This window comes from Ruminococcus sp. B05 (assembly GCF_003628495.1).
Classification (GTDB): Bacteria; Bacillota; Clostridia; order Lachnospirales; family Lachnospiraceae; genus Schaedlerella; species Schaedlerella hominis.
The window spans coordinates 1-18,583 of the sequence record NZ_RBZR01000006.1 but is presented as its reverse complement, the minus strand read 5'-3'; the positions used below and the strand labels follow the sequence as shown (position 1 = coordinate 18,583).

18 protein-coding genes and 1 pseudogene are annotated in these 18,583 nt (G+C 42.9%); 18 read left to right on the top strand and 1 reads right to left on the bottom strand.

Annotation, left to right across the window (positions count from 1 at the left end; translation table 11 throughout):
- The first annotated feature begins 4 nt into the window (after positions 1-4).
- The 17 genes from D8Q48_RS06300 (at position 5) to D8Q48_RS06220 (ending at position 16,262) form a co-directional block, all read left to right on the top strand.
- Positions 5-487, top strand: coding sequence for a gamma-glutamylcyclotransferase family protein (locus D8Q48_RS06300; protein WP_015513326.1), 483 nt, complete (start codon positions 5-7; stop codon positions 485-487).
- A 74-nt stretch (positions 488-561) separates the two neighbouring features.
- On the top strand, positions 562-4,926 hold the full coding sequence (locus tag D8Q48_RS06295) for a SpaA isopeptide-forming pilin-related protein (RefSeq protein ID WP_110102377.1): 4,365 nt from the start codon (positions 562-564) through the stop codon (positions 4,924-4,926).
- Positions 4,927-5,014: 88 nt separating this feature from the next.
- On the top strand, positions 5,015-6,175 hold the full coding sequence (metK, locus tag D8Q48_RS06290) for a methionine adenosyltransferase (protein WP_164979694.1): 1,161 nt from the start codon (positions 5,015-5,017) through the stop codon (positions 6,173-6,175).
- Positions 6,175-7,152, top strand: a complete 978-nt coding sequence (locus D8Q48_RS06285; RefSeq protein ID WP_110102380.1) for a DUF3991 and TOPRIM domain-containing protein — start codon at positions 6,175-6,177, stop codon at positions 7,150-7,152. The genes metK and D8Q48_RS06285 overlap by 1 nt, the downstream gene beginning before the upstream one ends.
- A 6-nt stretch (positions 7,153-7,158) precedes the next feature.
- The gene (locus D8Q48_RS06280) at positions 7,159-7,905 is read left to right on the top strand and encodes a hypothetical protein (protein ID WP_110102382.1); all 747 of its coding nucleotides are present in this window, start codon (positions 7,159-7,161) and stop codon (positions 7,903-7,905) included.
- An 11-nt stretch (positions 7,906-7,916) separates the two neighbouring features.
- Positions 7,917-8,510, top strand: a complete 594-nt coding sequence (locus D8Q48_RS06275) for a hypothetical protein (protein WP_110102472.1) — start codon at positions 7,917-7,919, stop codon at positions 8,508-8,510.
- A gap of 11 nt (positions 8,511-8,521) precedes the next feature.
- A complete protein-coding gene (locus D8Q48_RS06270) occupies positions 8,522-9,334 on the top strand; it encodes a site-specific DNA-methyltransferase (RefSeq protein WP_101884943.1) in 813 nt (270 codons plus the stop codon).
- 81 nt (positions 9,335-9,415) lie between these two features.
- Positions 9,416-9,739 (top strand): hypothetical protein, encoded by a 324-nt coding sequence (locus D8Q48_RS06265; protein WP_015513330.1) that lies wholly within the window; start codon positions 9,416-9,418, stop codon positions 9,737-9,739.
- A gap of 138 nt (positions 9,740-9,877) precedes the next feature.
- The gene (locus D8Q48_RS06260) at positions 9,878-10,048 is read left to right on the top strand and encodes a DUF3789 domain-containing protein (protein WP_117482321.1); all 171 of its coding nucleotides are present in this window, start codon (positions 9,878-9,880) and stop codon (positions 10,046-10,048) included.
- Complete coding sequence (gene mobC / locus D8Q48_RS06255) at positions 10,027-10,335, top strand: plasmid mobilization relaxosome protein MobC (RefSeq protein WP_024852688.1); 309 nt, start codon at positions 10,027-10,029, stop codon at positions 10,333-10,335. Before D8Q48_RS06260 ends, mobC begins: the two co-directional genes overlap by 22 nt.
- 6 nt (positions 10,336-10,341) lie before the next feature.
- Positions 10,342-11,631 carry a relaxase/mobilization nuclease domain-containing protein gene (locus D8Q48_RS06250; RefSeq protein WP_121055908.1) on the top strand — a complete coding sequence of 430 codons (1,290 nt, stop codon included), beginning with the start codon at positions 10,342-10,344 and terminating at the stop codon, positions 11,629-11,631.
- A gap of 2 nt (positions 11,632-11,633) precedes the next feature.
- A complete protein-coding gene (locus D8Q48_RS06245) occupies positions 11,634-12,440 on the top strand; it encodes a PcfB family protein (RefSeq protein ID WP_121055906.1) in 807 nt (268 codons plus the stop codon).
- Complete coding sequence (locus D8Q48_RS06240; RefSeq protein WP_007884626.1) at positions 12,440-13,420, top strand: ArdC family protein; 981 nt, start codon at positions 12,440-12,442, stop codon at positions 13,418-13,420. Before D8Q48_RS06245 ends, D8Q48_RS06240 begins: the two co-directional genes overlap by 1 nt.
- A 49-nt stretch (positions 13,421-13,469) precedes the next feature.
- A complete protein-coding gene (locus D8Q48_RS06235) occupies positions 13,470-13,814 on the top strand; it encodes a hypothetical protein (protein WP_007884627.1) in 345 nt (114 codons plus the stop codon).
- A 16-nt stretch (positions 13,815-13,830) separates the two neighbouring features.
- Complete coding sequence (locus D8Q48_RS06230; RefSeq protein WP_024852684.1) at positions 13,831-14,109, top strand: DUF4314 domain-containing protein; 279 nt, start codon at positions 13,831-13,833, stop codon at positions 14,107-14,109.
- A 23-nt stretch (positions 14,110-14,132) separates the two neighbouring features.
- Positions 14,133-15,857: a VirD4-like conjugal transfer protein, CD1115 family gene (locus D8Q48_RS06225; protein ID WP_154301185.1), complete on the top strand. Its 1,725-nt coding sequence runs from the start codon at positions 14,133-14,135 to the stop codon at positions 15,855-15,857.
- Positions 15,858-15,944: 87 nt separating this feature from the next.
- A complete protein-coding gene (locus D8Q48_RS06220; RefSeq protein ID WP_044927371.1) occupies positions 15,945-16,262 on the top strand; it encodes a glutamyl-tRNA amidotransferase in 318 nt (105 codons plus the stop codon).
- A gap of 208 nt (positions 16,263-16,470) precedes the next feature.
- On the opposite strand, the gene D8Q48_RS06215 is transcribed toward D8Q48_RS06220, so the two are convergent.
- A complete protein-coding gene (locus D8Q48_RS06215) occupies positions 16,471-17,772 on the bottom strand; it encodes a transposase (RefSeq protein WP_055156278.1) in 1,302 nt (433 codons plus the stop codon).
- Positions 17,773-17,975: 203 nt separating this feature from the next.
- Between D8Q48_RS06215 and D8Q48_RS06210 the strand changes: the two are divergent.
- Positions 17,976-18,455, top strand: a pseudogene (locus D8Q48_RS06210) (hypothetical protein); the annotation flags it as partial.
- Positions 18,456-18,583 lie beyond the last annotated feature (128 nt).

Below are 18,583 nucleotides of genomic sequence, written 5' to 3'. Positions count from 1 at the left end.
AAAAATGGAAGATAGATATTACTTCGCTTATGGCAGCAACATGAATCTGGAGCAGATGAAGTACAGGTGTCCGGCTGCGGAAGTTGTGGAAAATGTCCGGCTTGAAGATTATCGGCTGGCATTTCGAGGAAAGGCTCCGGGTAACGGAGTAGCAACGGTACTGCCGGAAAAGGGAAGCTGTGTCGAAGGAGTTTTATGGAAAATCACAGAAGCGTGTGAGAAGAGTCTGGATTTCTATGAAGGATTCCCAAGTTTTTATGGGAAAGAATCGATTCAGGTAAAAAATCAGGATGGAGTGGAGAAAGAGGTGTTTGTATATATGATGAACGCTCCGCACAAAGATGTTCCGGCAAGACCATCGAAGTTTTATCTGGATGGAATTCTGGAAGGATATAAGGATAACCAGATTCCAACAGATTCTGTCATGAAAGCGGTGAAGCGTACCAGACAGGAAGTGAAAAAAGAAAAAAATCGATATACAAGATAAAACGTACCGCAGAGGAAACATCTTCTGCGGTATTTAATTAAAAAAATCTATTTATAATTAGGAAGGAAAAGCACATGAAGGTTAGAAAATTAAAGACCAGAATAGCTGCTTTTGGACTGGCTGTCCTGATGGGCATCAGTACCTTGAGCAGTGTAAATGCGTTTGCGGTCGAACAGACAGGCTCGGAACAGCAGACGGAAGTACAGGCGGTAACAAGCCAGAAAGATACATCGGTTACAGCAGATGATATCACAAAAGCGGTTTCGGATGAAACATTTGCGGTGGAAACCTGTATGGAAGGAATCCATTATGATGCAGAAAAAGAAGATGTTACGCTTGTAAGTATCAAAGATGAGAATGGTGGAGAGTATCATTCTGACAAAGCAGGAACATATATTGCCACTTATATGGTCGTTCCAAAAGATAAGAGTGACAGCTATACCATCACCCGGAAAGTGACTCTGACGGATACAGAAGGTCAGGCACATTCTGAAGAAAATGGTGGAGAGAAACAGAAGTCAGATACAGAATCTGAAGATGATTCGGATTCGCCTGTGCAGAACTACACAGATGTAGAAATTGAAACATCCGAAGAAGATGCATCTGCACAGGCAGTCAAAGAACTGAAAGAGGACATCGAAGAGGGAAATGTGATGGTATTGTCTGCGGCTGAAAGAGCTACAAGCAGCGGTTCCACAGTTACATTGACAAAGGGGAGAACTATTTATTATCCAAGTTATATTGGAAATTATCTTACTTGCCTGTTTACAGTCAATGGGAAAATTGCATACTGCCTTCAGTCCCAGAAAGCATCCCCACCGAGTGGAAGTTATGTAGCACAGGTACTGGACAGCAATAAAAATCTACAGAAAGTCCTTTATTATGGTTATGGCGGGGCAGGAGATCTGACAGGAAGTTATCTGTCTGGAAAAACGGAAGATGAAAAGTATGTGTATACACACATTGCAGCCAGCTACGCTTATGCAGGAGAAGCCGGATTTACAGGGTGTAATTATAATGACCTTGTAAATGCAGGGGTTATCGCATATATCAATTATCTGTTTGGACAGGAAGAACCGCCAAAAGGTGAACTGAGCCTTTCAAGCACAAAGCTGAATGCAGTACGGGATGGAAACATCCAGAAAACACCAAATATCACACTGTCTGGAGATCACAGAAACTATGTGACATTGAGTGTACCGGAAAATGTGACAGCACATAATCTTTCCAAAGGAACAAGTGTTACAAATGGAAAAATCCAGATTTATGGTGGAGATACATTCTATCTGTCTGCGGATTTATTACTGACAGGCAGTTATGCTTCCGGCAACTTATATGGTTCTGTCGGAAAGACATGGAGAACACTGGTGCTGACAACCGGAAATTCCAAGCAGGATATCGGTGTATTTGAAAGTGAAACAGCAGCTCCGGTAAGTTTTAGTGTACAGTGGCTGAATATGACACGCATTGAACTTATGAAGAAAGATGTCAATACACAGAATCTACTGTCAGGAGCAGTTTATGGTATTTATACTGATAAGAAGTGTGAAAACCTGCTGATGACAATGTCAGCAACCGGAAGAGATGGAAAAGCAGTCAGCGATTATTTTGATTCTGCACTGAAAACTGTGTATGTAAAAGAGATCACTGCTCCGACAGGATATAAACTGAATACAGAAGTATATAAAGTAGATGTTGCAGCCGGAAAGACATTGAATGTAACAGCAACAGATGAGAGAGTCACCGGAAAAGTAAAAATCGCAAAGATCGATAAAGAAACACTTGCATTTAAAGCGCAGGGGGACAGTGCTCTTCGTGGTGCGGTGTATGGTCTTTATGCCAAAGAGGACATCGTGCATCCGGATGGCACAACAGGAGTTCTGTATAAACAGGACAGCCTGATTGCACAGGGAGTCATCGGAGATGACGGAACACTGGAATTTTCAGAATTATACCTTGGAGAAATGTATCTAAAAGAAATCACTCCACCGGAAGGATATACACTGGATACTACCAAATATGAGGTATCAGTAACTTATGAAGGTCAGGATGTTGCCGAAGTGACAAGAGACCTTACGGTAAAAGAGCAGGTAAAGAAACAGGCATTCCAGTTAATCAAAATCAGTGAAGATGGAGAGCAGACAGAAACGGACCTGGTTGCAGGAGCAAGATTTAAGGTATATCTGATCAGCGACCTGACACAGGTGAAAAATGGGAAACTGAAACCGTCCAATGGAGAAAGCTATACAGCAAGTGATTTCAAGAATTATGACTTCAGCAAAGAGCAGGTTGCAGTTACTTATGAGAATGGAACCGCCGTACCAGTACCGGAACTGATCACTGATACCAAAGGATATGCAGTCAGCCCGGAACTGCCGTATGGAAGTTATGTTGTAGTGGAAAGCACTACCCCGGAGAATCTGAAAACCATTGATCCATTTGTTGTAAATGTGGAAAATGACAGCAGAGAACCAATGCAGTGGAGAGTATTTGATGACCGTCCGTTTGAATTTTTGTTGAAAATCGTAAAGAAGGATGCACAGACTGGAAATACGGTTTTAAAGGCCGGAGCCTCTTATAAGATTTACGATGTGACAAATAAGAAATATGTGGAACAGGTTGTTCAGTATCCGAAGAAAGAAAAGATCAGTGTATTCAAAACAAATGAGGAAGGATATCTGATCACACCGCAGGAACTGAAGTGCGCTACCTATCGAATCGAAGAAGTAAAAGCACCGGAAGGATTTGTAAGACAGGGAAGCGAAGAGTCCCTGTATGATGGAACAACGATTATTTCACCATTAGAGCAGACTACAAAAGGAACATATAAAGAAAATCCACAGAATGGTATTGTAATTACAGTATCCTCAAACACTGCACATCAGATTGATCCGGATACAGGAGCTGCGATTGTAGAAGTAGAACAGAAAAATGACGAACAGGTAGGAAGCCTGCTCCTGACGAAAAAGGGAGAACAGCTTACCGAAGTAACCGGAGATTCTGTTCTGGCAAAAGTAAAAGCACTGGTTTCTAAAGTAAGAAATACCGTATCTGGTAAAGAAGAAACAGGTATTTATAAAGGCTTTAAATATGAAGAAACCGGAGTAGAAGGTGCTGAATTTGAAGTATATGCCAAAGATACCATCTATTCACCGGACGGAGCAAAGGACGAAGAAGGAAATCCAGTTGTTCGTTATGAGAAAGATGATCTGGTAGCCAAACTGACTACAGATGAAAATGGAACAGCAGTTATCAACAATCTGCCACTGGGAACGTATTATCTGAAAGAAGTTGTAGCAGGAGAGAATTTTGTCCTAAATACAGAACAGAAAGAATTTACCCTGACAGCAGAGGATGATACACAGGCAGTTGTTTATGAAGGCGTTACCTATAAAAATGAAAGACAGAAAGTTTTCGTATCAGTAGAAAAGAAAGATTCTGTCACAGGCGAAAAGCTGGAAGGTGTTATTTTTGGACTGTATGCTGCAGAAGATATTCTTTCTAATCAGGGAGAGGTTCTCGTAGAGAAAGATACCTTGCTGGAAAAGAAAGCAACGGATGCAAAGGGAACACTTACTTTCGACAGTGATCTTCCACATGGAAAATACTATGTCAAAGAGGAAGTCAGAAAAGCTGGATATCTTCCAAATGAGGAAGTATGGAATGTAGATGCAACTTACGAAAATCAGAATCTTGCAAAGATTGAACTGAACAAAGAAGTTGAGAATCAGCCGACAGAAACACGCATTACAAAAACAGATGCAACTACCGGAAATGAGCTGGAAGGAGCCAAACTGCAGGTCATTGATAAAGACGGAAATGTTGTGGAAGAATGGGTAAGCAGTAAGGAAGAACATGTCATTTACGGACTGCCGGAAGGAAGTTATACCTTACATGAGGAACTGGCTCCTTATGAAGATGGCTATGTGTCTGCCAGCGATGTGATGTTTGAAGTCAAAGAAGATGGCAGTGTGACAAAGGTTGAGATGAAAGATGAATATTCCAAAGTGGAAATTTCAAAAACAGACCTTACAACCGGAAAAGAACTGGAAGGGGCAAAGCTTCAGATTATCCGCAAAGACGGAACTGTTCTGGAAGAGTGGATTACAGATGGAAAACCACATTCCGTTGAAAAACTCCCAGTCAATGAAGAACTTACTCTGCGTGAGATCACAGCACCGGATGGTTACGAGATTGCGGAAGATGTCACATTTACATTGAAAGATACAATGGAAGTCCAGAAAGTAGAAATGAAAGATGCCAGAACACCGGAGAAAACAACAGAAAAAACAAATGCACCAAAAACAGGTGATAACCAGAAAATATGGGCGTTTGTTCTGCTTGCACTGGCATCTGCTGGAACAGCTACAGGAGTGACTGTATACCGCAGAAAGAAGTCAAAAATGACAGACAACAAAAAAGAAACAGAAGAAAAATAAAATAAAAATTACAGGATAAACCAATCTGACAGGGCAGGAGATGTGCATAAAGCAGCTTCTGCCCTGTCTGTATATAAGGAGAAGAATGATGAGACGTTTTTATACAGCAGAATCAGTAACAGAAGGACACCCAGACAAAGTATGCGATCAGATAGCAGATGCAATCTTAGATGAATGTCTGCGTTACGATCCATCTTCGAGAGTGGCGTGTGAAGTCCTTGCTACAAGAGGAAATGTGTTTGTAGCAGGAGAAATCACCAGCGGATATGAACCACCAGTGTTTGATGTGATCCGAAAAGTTTTAGAAGAGTGTGGGTATTGTACAGATGGGATAGAAATGGATACGTTTGTACACCAGCAGAGTCCAGATATTGCGAAAGCAGTGAGTGTGTCGAAAGAATTTCGGGATAATATTGGTGCAAAGATAAGAGACAGAAGCAGGGGAGCTGGAGATCAGGGTGTTATGGTCGGATATGCGTGCGATGAGACTCCGCAGCTTATGCCAATGCCGACTGTTCTGGCACACCGGATCACACGTGAACTTTCGGCTTGCAGAAGAAGCGGATATATCAAAGATATCTTTTCTGATGGAAAAGCACAGGTAACCGTAGAATATGAAGATGGAAAACCAGTGAGACTGGAAAGTGTTGTTGTTTCCTGCCAGCATGGTGCAGAAAAGAGCCTGAAGAAGTTAGATGCCGAGATTAGAGAGAAAGTGCTTCGCTCAGCACTCAGATTACTGCCGCCGGATGAGGATACGAAGATTCTGATTAATCCGTCAGGAAAATTTGTGTGTGGAGGGTTTGATGCAGATACCGGACTGACGGGGAGAAAGCTGATGGTGGATACTTATGGCAGTATGATTCCGCATGGCGGCGGTGCATTTTCGGGAAAGGACTGTTCGAAAGTAGACCGTTCGGCGGCTTATATGGCAAGGTATATCGCCAAAAATATAGTAGCTGCTGAGTTTGCAAGCAAGTGTCAGGTGTCTCTGGCTTATGCAATCGGAGTAGCAGAACCGGTTATGATTGAGGTAGATACCTTTGGTACAGGAAAAGTGTGTGCAGATGATTGTCTGGCGGCAGCAATCCCACTGGTGTTTGGAGTGACACCCGTTCAGATCATGGAATCCCTTCGATTGAATCGTCCGATTTTCCGGCAGACGGCAGTTTTTGGTCATTTTGGAAGAAAGGAGTTTCCTTGGGAGCGGACAGATAAGGTACTGGCTCTTCAGGATACGATTCTGTAATGCCTTGGGTAACAGAAGAAGAGATTCAGGCAGCAAAAAATATGACTGCGTATGAGTATTTGCGAACACATCAGGCACAGAGACTGCAAAAGACAAGAACCAGAAATGAATGGCAGTTGACGGACCATGACAGTTTTAAAATCAATGAATTGTCGAGTAAATGGCATTGGAAATCCAGAGATATCGGGGGAGTGTCTGCACTGCGGTTCCTGATTGAAGTGGATGGAATGAAATTTACAGATGCTGTAAAACTGCTGTGCGAAGAGAGTCCGTCTTTTATTCCGACACAGTCTGCCGAAAAGGAAAAACCACTATTTAAACTGCCGGAGAGATATTGTAATTGCAGACGAATCAGGGCTTATTTAAACCACAGAGGAATCAGCGATGAAGTGATCACATATTGTATTTCACATGAAATCCTTTATGAAAGTGTCCCGTACCATAACGCAGTTTTTGTTGGGAAAGATGAATCCAGAAAAGCAAGATATGCATTCCTGCGAGGAATCTATGAAAAAAACGGGAAGGGATTCAAGATGGAGCAGACCGGGAGTGAAAAAAAGTACAGCTTTTGCATTCCACCTGAAAGAGAAACAAAGCGAGTTGCCGTATATGAAGCGTGTATTGATGCATTGGCACACATGACACTGGAAGAAGGAAAGAGGGATAAATATCGTCTTTCCCTTGGGGGAATCGCTGCTCCGAAAGAAAACGCACTGATACAGAGTGAACGTTTTAAAAAGCCGCCGGACGCACTGGAAGAGTTTCTGAAGAACCATCCGGAAATCAAAGAAATTGAAATATGCACCGATAATGACTTTGCCGGGAGATGGGCGAAAGAACAGATGAAAAAACATTACGAGGGAACGTATCAGATTATCTGCAATCTGCCGGAAAAAGAAGGGGAAGATTATGCAGACCTTGCGAAAGAAAAAAAGCAGGCAAATAAATGCAGGGACAGACCATTGGAAAGAAGGTGATAGAGAATGGAAGAAAAAGGAACGATGCACGTACATCTGTTGACGGAGCTGACTGGAAATCTTTATTCAGAAGAATCCGAATGGGAAGAAGATTGGTCGGAGAGTGATGAATATGGAATGCCGTTAGATGGAACAGAACTTGCCGATTATGAAGAAGTCATCCGAGAAGAACTGGAACGTTATGGGGAAGATGATCTCATGCAGTATTTTGATGGAAGTGAGTCCATTCAGGGAAAGATACAAAGTGCAGTTGTTACGATAGAAAACAAAGACGGAATCCTGTACGGCTGTACCAAACTGGAATTAAATGAATTTTTAAGTCAGGAAGAGCTACAGGAATTCACCGAATACATTACAGGACAGTACAGTGACGGTTGGGGTGAAGGATTTGAGCAGAGGGATATAAAGGTAGATGGAGGAACGCTGAATGTGCATTTTTGGCATCCGGATATGGAACAGCCGAAAATGTATGAAAAGAAAACAGAGCAGATTCCGACAAAGCCTGAGAAACAACGTCCCAAGTTACAGTTCCTTGGACATGATGGGAATATTTTTTCCATTATGGGCGATGCCTCAACTCTTTTGAAAAAGAATAAACAGACAGCAGAAGCAAAAGAAATGTGTAAAAGGGTATTGGAAAGTGGGGACTATTACAAAGCACTTTTGATTATCAGCGAATATGTGGAAACTGAGTTGAGTCCACCACCAAAAGAAAATAGGAAGGCAAAGAAGAAACAGCAGCCGGAACGGTGAAAGGAGAGAACGTGAGTAAGTATAAGATTACAGAGATTGAACATCCGAAATATCCATGGCTCCATCGAATACAGGCGGTGTCAGATGTGAATGAGAAAGTACCAAAAGGAACACTGGGCGGTTTTATAGAGAATGAAAACAATCTGTCACAGGAAGGGACTTGCTGGATTTATGATGATGCAATCTGTTGTGAAAACGGTGAGGTAAAGGAAGAGGCTGCACTTTATGATGGCAGTCTGGTCAGAGGTTATGCTGTTGTTACCGGAGATACTACTTTTTATGACAGAGCAGTTGCGAAGAGAGACTGTTATATCTGTGGCGGTGAGATAAAGGAAAATGCGGTAATCAGTGGAAAAGCATTTATTGATACGGTAGGAGTAAATGCACCTGTTATCGGTGGAGAAAGCCATGTGTATGGAGAAGTAAGAGGAAATATCTATATCAAAGGGGATATTTTCCCTTGGGATATATTTAATAACCACACAAAAGATATGTTCTTATATGAAAATGGAAAGTGGAGTGCTTTTTCTGTTCCTGAGAAACTGAAACCGCCACAGTCCTACCAGAAAAGACAAACAAAGAAGAAAAATCAGCCGGAACGCTGAGAAAAGAAAGGATGATGCCTATGACAAATGGCCTGAGTTTGGAAGAACTTATGAAAGAGGGAACATACCCAGAGGAATATGCTGAAGGGGAAAACTGGAAAATATTACATGGAGATACATTAAAACTGGTCAAAGCATTCCAGCCGGGAATCTTTGATGCAGTCATTACCGATCCACCGTATGCGTCCGGTGGAACAAAGCAGAATGAAAGAAATCGTACTACAAACCAGAAATACAGCAGTATGAGTGCTGCAAATGCACTTCCGGATTTTGATGGGGACAATAAAGATCAGAGATCATGGACACACTGGATGGCTGAGTGGCTTTACGATGTGCGGAAAGCCTGCAAGAAAGGAGCTCCGATCTGTCTGTTCATTGACTGGCGTCAGTATCCATCAATTACCGATGCATTGCAGTGGGCAGGATGGATTTGGCGAGGAACAGCGGTGTGGGATAAGGGAAACTCCCGTCCACAGAAAGGCCGTTTCCGCCAGCAGGCTGAATACATTGTGTGGGGCAGTAATGGACCGATGCCAATCAACCGTCCGGTATCTTGTCTGCCGGGAGTCTTCCGATATGGAAATCCGCAGAACCGGATTCATGTGACAGAGAAGCCGTTGCAGCTTATGAAAGATGTCATCCAGATTTGCGAACCGGGAGGTCTGATCCTGGACCCGTTTGCCGGAGCAGGAACGACTGTCCTTGCAGCGGTTATGACAGGCTATCGTGCAGTAGGAATTGAGGTAACAGATGCCTACTACAAACTGGGAAGTGACAGAGTGAGAATTGCATTAGAAGCAGAGCAGAAAGAGGATGAAAAGTAGCCGGGATGTCCAATTGGACATCTTGTTTTTTATAGAGAAAATACTTGGCATCCAACTGGATGCAGGAAGGAGATGGAGCGTATGGAACAGGCGCTGGCTTATGTGTGCTGTTCAGCAGAAGAAAGTCGGGTAAAAGTGCAGAAATATTGCAGAAAAATCTATGAACTTGGGTATGTACCAATCTGTCCGAGATTTGTATTCTCACCATTTTTGGAAGAATCCGATGCAGAAGATATGCAGGGATATGGAAGAATGTCCCATATCCTTTTGCGGAGATGCCGGATGGTAGTCGTATGTGGGAAAGAAGTGACAGGAACAATGAATACCGAAATCAGTATGGCAGACAGACTCCATATCATTTGTACGACACTTGATGGACTGGTACAGATAAAAGAATCAAAATAAATCGGAATCGAGTTAATCCGGTACTACAGAAACTGGTGGTACTCGTTTTGCAAGCATAGCGTTTGGATATCCAAACGCACTTTGGGGAGAACCCCAATCCCCCGGACACAGACGGAAATGGAAAGGAAGGATCAAGTCATGTTAAGAAATGGAGTAATGATTGTAATCGCATTGATGAGCGGAGGATTTATAGGAGTGATAGTGACCTGTTGCATGGTTGCAGCGAAAAAATCCGATGAGGAGCTTGGCGATATGATGAAAGAGAAAAGAGAAGGGACGGTGATGCAATGCGAAAACGAAACCATGTGATCCCGGTGCGGTTAAATGCAAGGGAACTCAGGGAATTGGAGGAACAGGTGGAAAAAAGCGGACTGAGTCGGGAAGAGTTTATGCGTTCGCTGATCTTAGGAGCACAGGTACACGCAAAACCTTGTGAACATCACCCGGAACTGCTTAGGAAGATAGCGGGTCTGTGCAATAATGCGAACCAGCTTGCCCATGTTGCGAATGCTTCGGGAATGGCAAGTGAGCAGAGTGTACAGGAAATGCTCCGGCTTACCAAAGAGACATGGCATCTGGTAAAGGAAGAGTGGTAATGACAGATGGCTTATACAAGTGTTATCCCCGTCCACCGCCTGGACCGTTCCATCGAATATGTGAAAGACAAAGAAAAAACCACACAGAAAGCAGACTCTCTGGAGGCTGCCATTGATTATGCCATGAACCGGACAAAGACGGAACAAGCGGTCTTCGAAGATACCATCGGATGCACCAATGAAAATGCGTATGAAGATATGCTGACAACGAAAAAGAGATTCCATAAGATGGGCGGTGTGGAAGGATACCATCTGGTACAGAGTTTTGCAGAAGGTGAGGTGACACCGGAACTGGCACATCTCATCGGGCAGGAACTGGCAGACCGGCTCTTAAAAGGACAGTTTGAAGTAGTCATAACAACACATCTTAATACCAGACACTATCATAATCATATTGTCTGGAATTCTGTAAGCATGGTGGACGGACATAAGTACCATAGTAATGCTAAGAGTTATTATACGGAGATCCGTAAGATTTCCGATGACCTGTGCAGAAAATATGGTCTGTCTATCATTGAATCCAATCAGAAAAAATCAATCCCTTATGTACAGTGGAAAGCAGAACAGGAAGGAAAGCCGACATGGAGAATGGCAATCCGTTTGGATATCAGGGAATCTGTACAGGAAAGCTACTCCTGGTCACAATTCCTAAAAGAGATGGAAAAGCGGGGATATACATGGAAACTGAACAGGAAATACATCTCTTTAAAAGCTCCGGGGATGGAACGGTATATCCGTCTGCGTTCTCTTGGAAAAAACTATTCCGAAGAGGAAATACGTGGGCAGATACTACAGCCAAAGGTGAAACGAGTCTATCAAAAGGCAGTACAGATTTATCCAAAGAAGAAACTGACCGGGATTCAGGCACTGTATTATTCCTATTTATATCAGATGGGGGTACTGCCAAAAAGACCGAAACGGAGTCCATACGTGGTCAGAGAGGATATCCGGAAACTGGACCGCAGGATTGAACAGATTGAATTTCTAATGAAACATGACATCACAACCAGAGAGCAGCTTGCCGCATACCGAGAACCATTGCAAAAGCAGATTGCGGAACTTATGAAAGAACGCAGAGGATTGTACCGGAATGGGGGCAGCAAGACAGGGGAAGAACGATTGTCCGAAATCAATGAGGAACTGAAGCGACTCCGTAAGGAAGTCCGTATGACCGTTCAGATTGAAAAGCATTCCTTGGAAATCGAAGCGAGACTTCAGGAAGCAGAAGAACAGAGCCAGAATGAAAAACGTGTGGAAGATAAAGAAAGAATACAGAAGAGTCAGGAGGTGAGATAAGTATGAATTATGGAGCAGAACCGGCGGATCAGGTGGTGCGGTACAGTCTGGAAGGAATGGAATACTCTTTGAAGATTACCGGAAATGTGGCAAAGCATGTGGCAATCTTTATTGCGGCCGCATTAAAGGATCAGAAAAAGACAAGAGGGAAAACAAGGCTTACCAGAATGTTAAAGGAACAGCGCCCGATGAAATTTTTTACCGTTCCGGGTGACCGTTTAAAAGAATTTGCAAAAGAAGCCAAGGCGAGAGGTATCTTATATGTAGTTATCAAAGATAAGGTGAATCCGGACCAGACAGAAGTCATGGTATTTGCAGATGATGCAGCAAAGATGAACCGGGTATTAGACCGGATGAATCTGGATTTTGTAAAAGCAGAATCAGGCTCTATGGTTACAGAAGCAGTGGAAAAAGAGAATGCACCGGAAAAGGCAGAGAACCAGATGGAACAAGCATCCGGGGAGAATGTACGGACAGAGACTGTTGTCCTGCCGGAAGGCAAGATAGAATTTGAACTGGACGATGCGGAAGAAATGTTCCAGATCGGGGATGAGGCTTTCCCGGAAGGAAATTTTACACAGGCGCAGGAGGGGGAAGAAAAGAATCCATCCGAACCTTTCTCGCGCAACAGAAATACTTCTTCCGATCGGGAAATTAGCTGGAAAGAAAAGAATGAAAAACCATCTGTGCGGAAAGAACTCGGAGATATCCGCAAGGAACAGGAAGAGAAACGTAAGAGGCCGGACAGACGGAAAAATGCCAGAGAGAGCCGGAAGAAACGTAAGAATATGAAAACGAAAGGCAGGTAATGTATATGGATTTAACAGATATGATTTCAGGGGGAACGGAAGAACAGCAGGTTCCTGAACAGAAATTGACGAAAGAAGAATATGCAGCCAAAAAACAGCAGGAAAGAGAAGAGGTATGGGCTGAAGTAGATTCACAGGCACAGGGAGTTTTTCAGGATGGAGAAAAACTGAAAGGCTTTCTGGACTTTATGGCAGAGTGTAATACCCAGAGAACACCGAATCTGCTTTTGATTTACGGACAGCATCCAGATTTTAAGGTGGTAAGGTCTTATGAACGCTGGAGAGAAGAACACCGTTCGGTCAAAGTCGGGGAACATGGCATTACTTATATGATTTCCACTGAATACGAAAAAGACGGAGAAATGCGGAGAGGGTATACGATTGGAAAAGGATTTGACATCAGTCAGATGTCTGGAAAGCCATTGGAAGAACGCCCTCAGCGAAGTCTGACAGAACTGATAGGAACTGTCTTAAAAGACCAGTCGGTACGTGTGCAGATTGAGGATGATCTGCCAGACAAAGTGCAGGCCCAGTACAATCCGAGATACCGTACCATTTATATCCGCAACGGAATGAGTGAAGTAACGACATTCCATGCACTGAACAGAGAACTGGCGTGTGCAGCACTGGACCAGCATACCGGAACCTACAGCCGACAGAAAGTCAGTGCACAGGCTTATTGTGCAGCCTATGTGATTGCGAAACGTTATGGTGTGGATGTTACCGGATTCAATCTGGAGTATATTGCACAGAGAAATGAATGTGGAAAGAAAGATCCACAGGAACTGAGAGACTTTTTAAATGATGTCCGTCAGGCTTCCTATAGTATCCGAAACCATATCGAACGGAATTTTGGTGCAAAGGAACAGGAGTATGTAACCGATGAGTTCGCAATCGGAGACCCTGTAAAAACACCGGAAACCAAGGATGAAAAAGCATCTGGAAAAGAGAAAAAAGCAAAGAACCAGCCGGAACGATAAAAGTGAAAAAGTTGGACGGTTGGAGTAGCTATTACGGAGGTCTTGTGATATGGTTGGTGTAACAAAAAAGGAGGTCAGCCAGATGACAAAATACTATTTGAAGATGGATAACATTATGAAAAATATGTTCGTGGTGGCACTGAATGATGAGCTACAGGCGCAGAGTGAGCAGGATGAATGTTTGGAAGAAACGAAAGCTCTTCTGAAAAAAGTAAGTGAATACGACCTCGCTCAGAAACGACTGCAGATTACAGCCGGGGAACAAAGGCAGATCCGTAAGGCACTGAACAGACTCAGAAGTAAATATCTTGCAGCCGGAAGATACAGTGATGGAATAGATAAAGTTATTATTCAGGTTGCAAAACCGAATACTAGCAGACACATGTTCTGGTAGAGAAAGGAGTGGTTGATTGGTCATTTATTCAAGAGAAAAAGTGGCAAGACTTAGAGAACAGTATCCGGCAGGAACAAGAATCTGTCTGAATTCGATGGATGGAGAAGCGGGTATGCCGCAGGGACTGGAAGGAACTGTGCAGTATGTGGATGATGCAGGCCAGCTTGGTGTTAAGTGGGACAACGGCAGAAGTCTCTCACTGATACCGGGAGTGGATTCCTTTCATAAGAAAGAAGGACAGGGACATCCAGAAGAAAAGCCACGCAAGAAAAGAGAATCTGACTTGCAGAGATAAGTACAAAAAAGCAGGACTGGGTTCTGTATCTTGTCTTTCTGCCATTTGTCTGGTGGGCGGCAGCGATTACCGCTTGTGCCATTACACCGGATAAGAATTTTATTCAAATCTTAGAAACGCTGAGCGAAAAACTCGAACAGCCGTTTTTTATCACGTATACACCGTATACGTTCAAATGTATTCTGATATTCACAGCAGCCTATTTCTTAGGCATTGGTATTTATGAATCCCAAAAAAGAAATTATAGAAGAGGCGTGGAACATGGTTCCGCAAAATGGGGCAACGTGTCCGAAATCTGCAGACGTTACTGCGAAAAGCAGTACACGAATAATCTGCTTCTGACACAGCATTTCCGCATGGGACTGGATGGATATAAGCATAAACGAAATTTAAATGTGCTGGTAGTCGGAGGTTCCGGGGCAGGAAAGAGCCGGACCTATGCGATTCCGAACATCATGCAGTGCAACTGCTCGATGGTGATCACAGATCCGAAAGCGGAACTTCTGCGCAAAACAGGAGGTGTTCTGGAACGGAATGGATATGAAGTCCGGGTTTTTGATTTGATCAATCCGGAGACTTCCTGGTGTTATAATCCGTTTGCGTATGTCCGGGATGACAAGGATGTGCTGAAACTAATTAACAACCTGATCCGCAACACGACACCGAAAGGTGCACAAAGCTCGGACCCGTTCTGGGAAAAGTCAGAGACTGCACTTTTACAGGCACTTATGCTGTATTTACTGCATGAAGCTCCACCGGAAGAACAGAACTTCCCGATGATTATGGAAATGCTTGGAAGCGCACAGGTCAAAGAAGATGATGAGGATTACCAGTCACCATTGGACATTTTGTTTGAAAGACTGGAAATGCGGGACCCAGAGAGTATTGCGGTCAAGCAGTATGCCATTTATAAGCAGGCGGCCGGAAAGACCGCAAAGTCTATTTTGATATCGGTTGGTGTCCGTCTGGCAGCGTTCAATCTGAAACAAATCGCCAACCTGACCTGTACGGACGAACTGGACTTATACAGTATTGGGGAGAAAAAAGTAGCACTGTTTTGCTGTATTCCGGATGCAGACACCAGCATGAATTATCTGGTCGGCATGATTTACAGTAATCTGTTTCAGACACTGTATTATGTGGCAGATCGGAAGTACGGAGGAAGGCTTCCGATTCCGGTACACTGCATTATGGATGAATGGCCAAACGTAGCCTTGCCGGATGATTTTGACAAGATTCTGGCAACCATGCGTTCCAGAGGGATTTCCTGCAGTATCATCATCCAGAACATTGCACAGATGAAAGCCTTATTTAAAGACTCGTATGAGAGTCTGATCGGCAACTGCGATGAATTTTTATATCTGGGTGGAAATGAAAAAGAAGGACATAAGTATGTCTCGGAATTATTGGGAAAAGAGACATTGGATACCAATACCTACGGACAGACAAAAGGGCGTAGCGGCAGCTATTCGGTGAATTATCAGCAGACAGGAAGGGAACTTTTAACACCGGATGAAATACGGCTTTTAGATAACCGCAAAGCGATTTTGTTTATTCGTGGGGAGCGTCCGATCATGGACGATAAATATGATTTAAAAAAGCATGTGAATTTCAGATACACAGAGGACGGTGGTGCATCGCCTTATGATTATGCGAAAACACCACTGGCTCACGACGACCTAAAGATTGACATTAACAGATTAGACGATTACGAACTGCTGTCTACCGAGGACATCCTTGGTGAATAGCAGTTTTTTGATGGATTGGAGTGATGTGTATTGAAGAAACTTCTCACAGGAGAAAAAAATAGAACAAAAAAGAATACAACTGAAAAAATGATAACCCCGATGCCGATGGGGAGAAAACAGAAAAAGTGGATGAGCCTTTATATGGCACTGGTACTGACCGTAACGGTTGGAGCAACGACCGCATTCGCAGCCGGAGATCCGTTGTCCGTTATCAATAACCTGTCTACCTTTATTTTTTCTCTGATTCGTGCGATCGGTTTGATTTTGCTTGGATTTGGTGTTGTGCAGGTTGGTCTGTCTTTAAAAAGCCATGATCCAAGCCAGAGGGCAAATGGATTTCTGACACTGGCCGGAGGGGTAATTATTACGTTCGCCAAAGAAATCCTCGATTTGATTATGGCGTAAGCCTCTTTGAAAAAATATATCAGGAAACAGCAGGAGTGCCGGAAGGTACTCCTGTATTCAAAAATATTAGAGATGAGCAAAACATATTGATCCAAAAGTAGAACTTGGCAGTTAGCTCCCATAAAGTTTGAGGTTGCGATTTTATGGCATAGCAAAGCTAACGTAAGTCCAAAACTTACGAAATCATAAGACTATGAGAATTTTTTAATCAAGCAATTCGTTTTATTGTTTTTAGTTTGCGATAAGACTGACCAGAATGGCTAGTGATTGCGGCAACGGCAACTGCTAGTAAACTGATATGGGCAAGTGTGTTTAAGTTTGTAACAGATGCTTTATTTCTTACCCACATCCGCTCTTGACCAGTATTTTTAAAACGCGAATTATAGCGTTCACATTCTGTGCGGAGTGAATAATTACTTTTAAAATATTTGCTGTCCCTATCAATGGAAAGTCTTAAATCATCAGGAATGGTGAGATATCTCGTACAGCCACGATGCTTTTTACCATTATAGAAATTTTTGTGGTGGCATGGGCAAAGGGTATCTTTACTTGATTTTAGAGGACAACAAAACTTTTGACGGGTACGACCACAATCGGAAAACTTACCATCCTTCCACATGGCAAGCCCTGCTTCGCAAATGGGATTCCCTTGAGGAAGAAGTTTCGGATTTTTGGTATTACGTTTGTTTAATGGAATGATACATTCTCCATTGTAAAGTTCCTTAACCTGATTGTAGATATTTTTGACATCGTAACCTTTGTCGGCAAGGAATATGCAGTCCGTTATTGGTTGAAAGGAATGGGTAGCAGCAAGGATATCTAAAGCGACGGTAGCATCATGAACTTCCGCGGTTGTGGTCATTTCATAAATAGGAAGACCTGAAATACAGTCTACAAGGACATGGTTTTTATAGCCCCAATAAAATTCATATTTTTTCTCATTCGTTTGATTGGATGCAGTGTGGACGCCGAGTCTACAATCTGAATCCGCCCTTGGTTGATTTCCGGGCTTAAACTTATTTGAGAGAAAAGATTTCGGATTATTCTGTGAAGTATTTGCAGAGACAGGAGTTGAATCTAAGCCAATAAAAGAAGTGTCTACAATACCTTCTTTAGAAAGGAATAGCACCTGAGTTTTCATGATTTTAGAGAGAACTTTGTTATCAAAATTTTTCAAGAAGCGATCAAAAGTCCAATAAGAAGGAAGTGGACGAGAAATATCAAAGCCACAAAAATGCGCAATCAGAAGATTATTGTGAAGATAATCGACAAGATCGGAAATCATGGAGAAACCTTCGCATTTCATGACAATAAAGGAACAAATCATAGCGTGGTTTGAAAACCCTTTTCTTCCTGTTTTGGGGAATTCCGGAACAAAGGATAAATCAAGATTCAGAAAAAGAGAATCATAAAACTTTGCAACTGGTTGTGAAGTGAAAAGACGGATGTCTTTCAAAATTTCTTGACGATAGATAACAATCAGCTCCTTTCGGTGAATTGATTTTGACAACTTAATTATACCATTTGGAGTTGATTGTTACTATAAATTTGGAGTGATAAAAGAGGTTGCCATGCCTCGCAAACCCGCATAAATACTGAATGTGTGGAGTTTTGCTCATGGCTACAAAAATATGTTTAAGGAGGTGAGAGTTTTTGAGTGATAACTGGATTGTACAGAATCTAAACTCAGCACTATCCACATGGAGTGAAAAGATGGCAGAACTGTGGACTCTGCTGACTGAAAATCCGGCAACTTTTAAGGGTGGCGGCATCTGGCGGATTATGACCAATATCAATGATACACTGACAGCCATTGCCTATGGATTACTGGTGTTATTTTTTGCAGCCGGAATCATAAAAACGTGTGGCAGTTTTACAGATCTGAAAAAGCCGGAACATGTGCTAAAAGCATTTATCCGGTTTGCTCTTGCTCAGGGAGCAATCACATACGGAATGGAACTTATGCAGGCACTATTTTCCATCGTGCAGGGAATCGTGACAACCGTAATGAGCGGCTCCAGTATGGCAGGAAGCGTGACGGAACTGCCAACGGAGATTGTAGATAAGATTGAGAGCGTGGGAATGCTGGAATCCATTCCGTTGTGGATTGTCACACTGCTTGGCAGTTTGCTGATCACTGTATTGTCATTTGTGATGATTCTGACAGTGTATGGCAGAATGTTCAAAATCTATAGCGCGTCCAGAAGCGCCGCTTTTCATCCAAAGGCAGTGCGCGGACATTTTGGGAATCCGGCTTTAGCAAGCCGGTAAAGAAAAGTATCAAAGGCGTGAAAAGCGTCACTTTAGCGTCATCCGATTTA

Bases quoted from the DNA above. Each gene is read 5' to 3' on its own strand.
- D8Q48_RS06300 (WP_015513326.1), top strand. From the start codon at position 5: ATGGAAGATAGATATTACTTCGCTTATGGCAGCAACATGAATCTGGAG.
- D8Q48_RS06295 (WP_110102377.1), top strand. From the start codon at position 562: ATGAAGGTTAGAAAATTAAAGACCAGAATAGCTGCTTTTGGACTGGCT.
- metK (WP_164979694.1), top strand. From the start codon at position 5,015: ATGAGACGTTTTTATACAGCAGAATCAGTAACAGAAGGACACCCAGAC.
- D8Q48_RS06285 (WP_110102380.1), top strand. From the start codon at position 6,175: ATGCCTTGGGTAACAGAAGAAGAGATTCAGGCAGCAAAAAATATGACT.
- D8Q48_RS06280 (WP_110102382.1), top strand. From the start codon at position 7,159: ATGGAAGAAAAAGGAACGATGCACGTACATCTGTTGACGGAGCTGACT.
- D8Q48_RS06270 (WP_101884943.1), top strand. From the start codon at position 8,522: ATGATGCCTATGACAAATGGCCTGAGTTTGGAAGAACTTATGAAAGAG.
- D8Q48_RS06265 (WP_015513330.1), top strand. From the start codon at position 9,416: ATGGAACAGGCGCTGGCTTATGTGTGCTGTTCAGCAGAAGAAAGTCGG.
- D8Q48_RS06260 (WP_117482321.1), top strand. From the start codon at position 9,878: ATGTTAAGAAATGGAGTAATGATTGTAATCGCATTGATGAGCGGAGGA.
- mobC (WP_024852688.1), top strand. From the start codon at position 10,027: ATGCGAAAACGAAACCATGTGATCCCGGTGCGGTTAAATGCAAGGGAA.
- D8Q48_RS06250 (WP_121055908.1), top strand. From the start codon at position 10,342: ATGGCTTATACAAGTGTTATCCCCGTCCACCGCCTGGACCGTTCCATC.
- D8Q48_RS06245 (WP_121055906.1), top strand. From the start codon at position 11,634: ATGAATTATGGAGCAGAACCGGCGGATCAGGTGGTGCGGTACAGTCTG.
- D8Q48_RS06240 (WP_007884626.1), top strand. From the start codon at position 12,440: ATGTATATGGATTTAACAGATATGATTTCAGGGGGAACGGAAGAACAG.
- D8Q48_RS06235 (WP_007884627.1), top strand. From the start codon at position 13,470: ATGGTTGGTGTAACAAAAAAGGAGGTCAGCCAGATGACAAAATACTAT.
- D8Q48_RS06220 (WP_044927371.1), top strand. From the start codon at position 15,945: ATGATAACCCCGATGCCGATGGGGAGAAAACAGAAAAAGTGGATGAGC.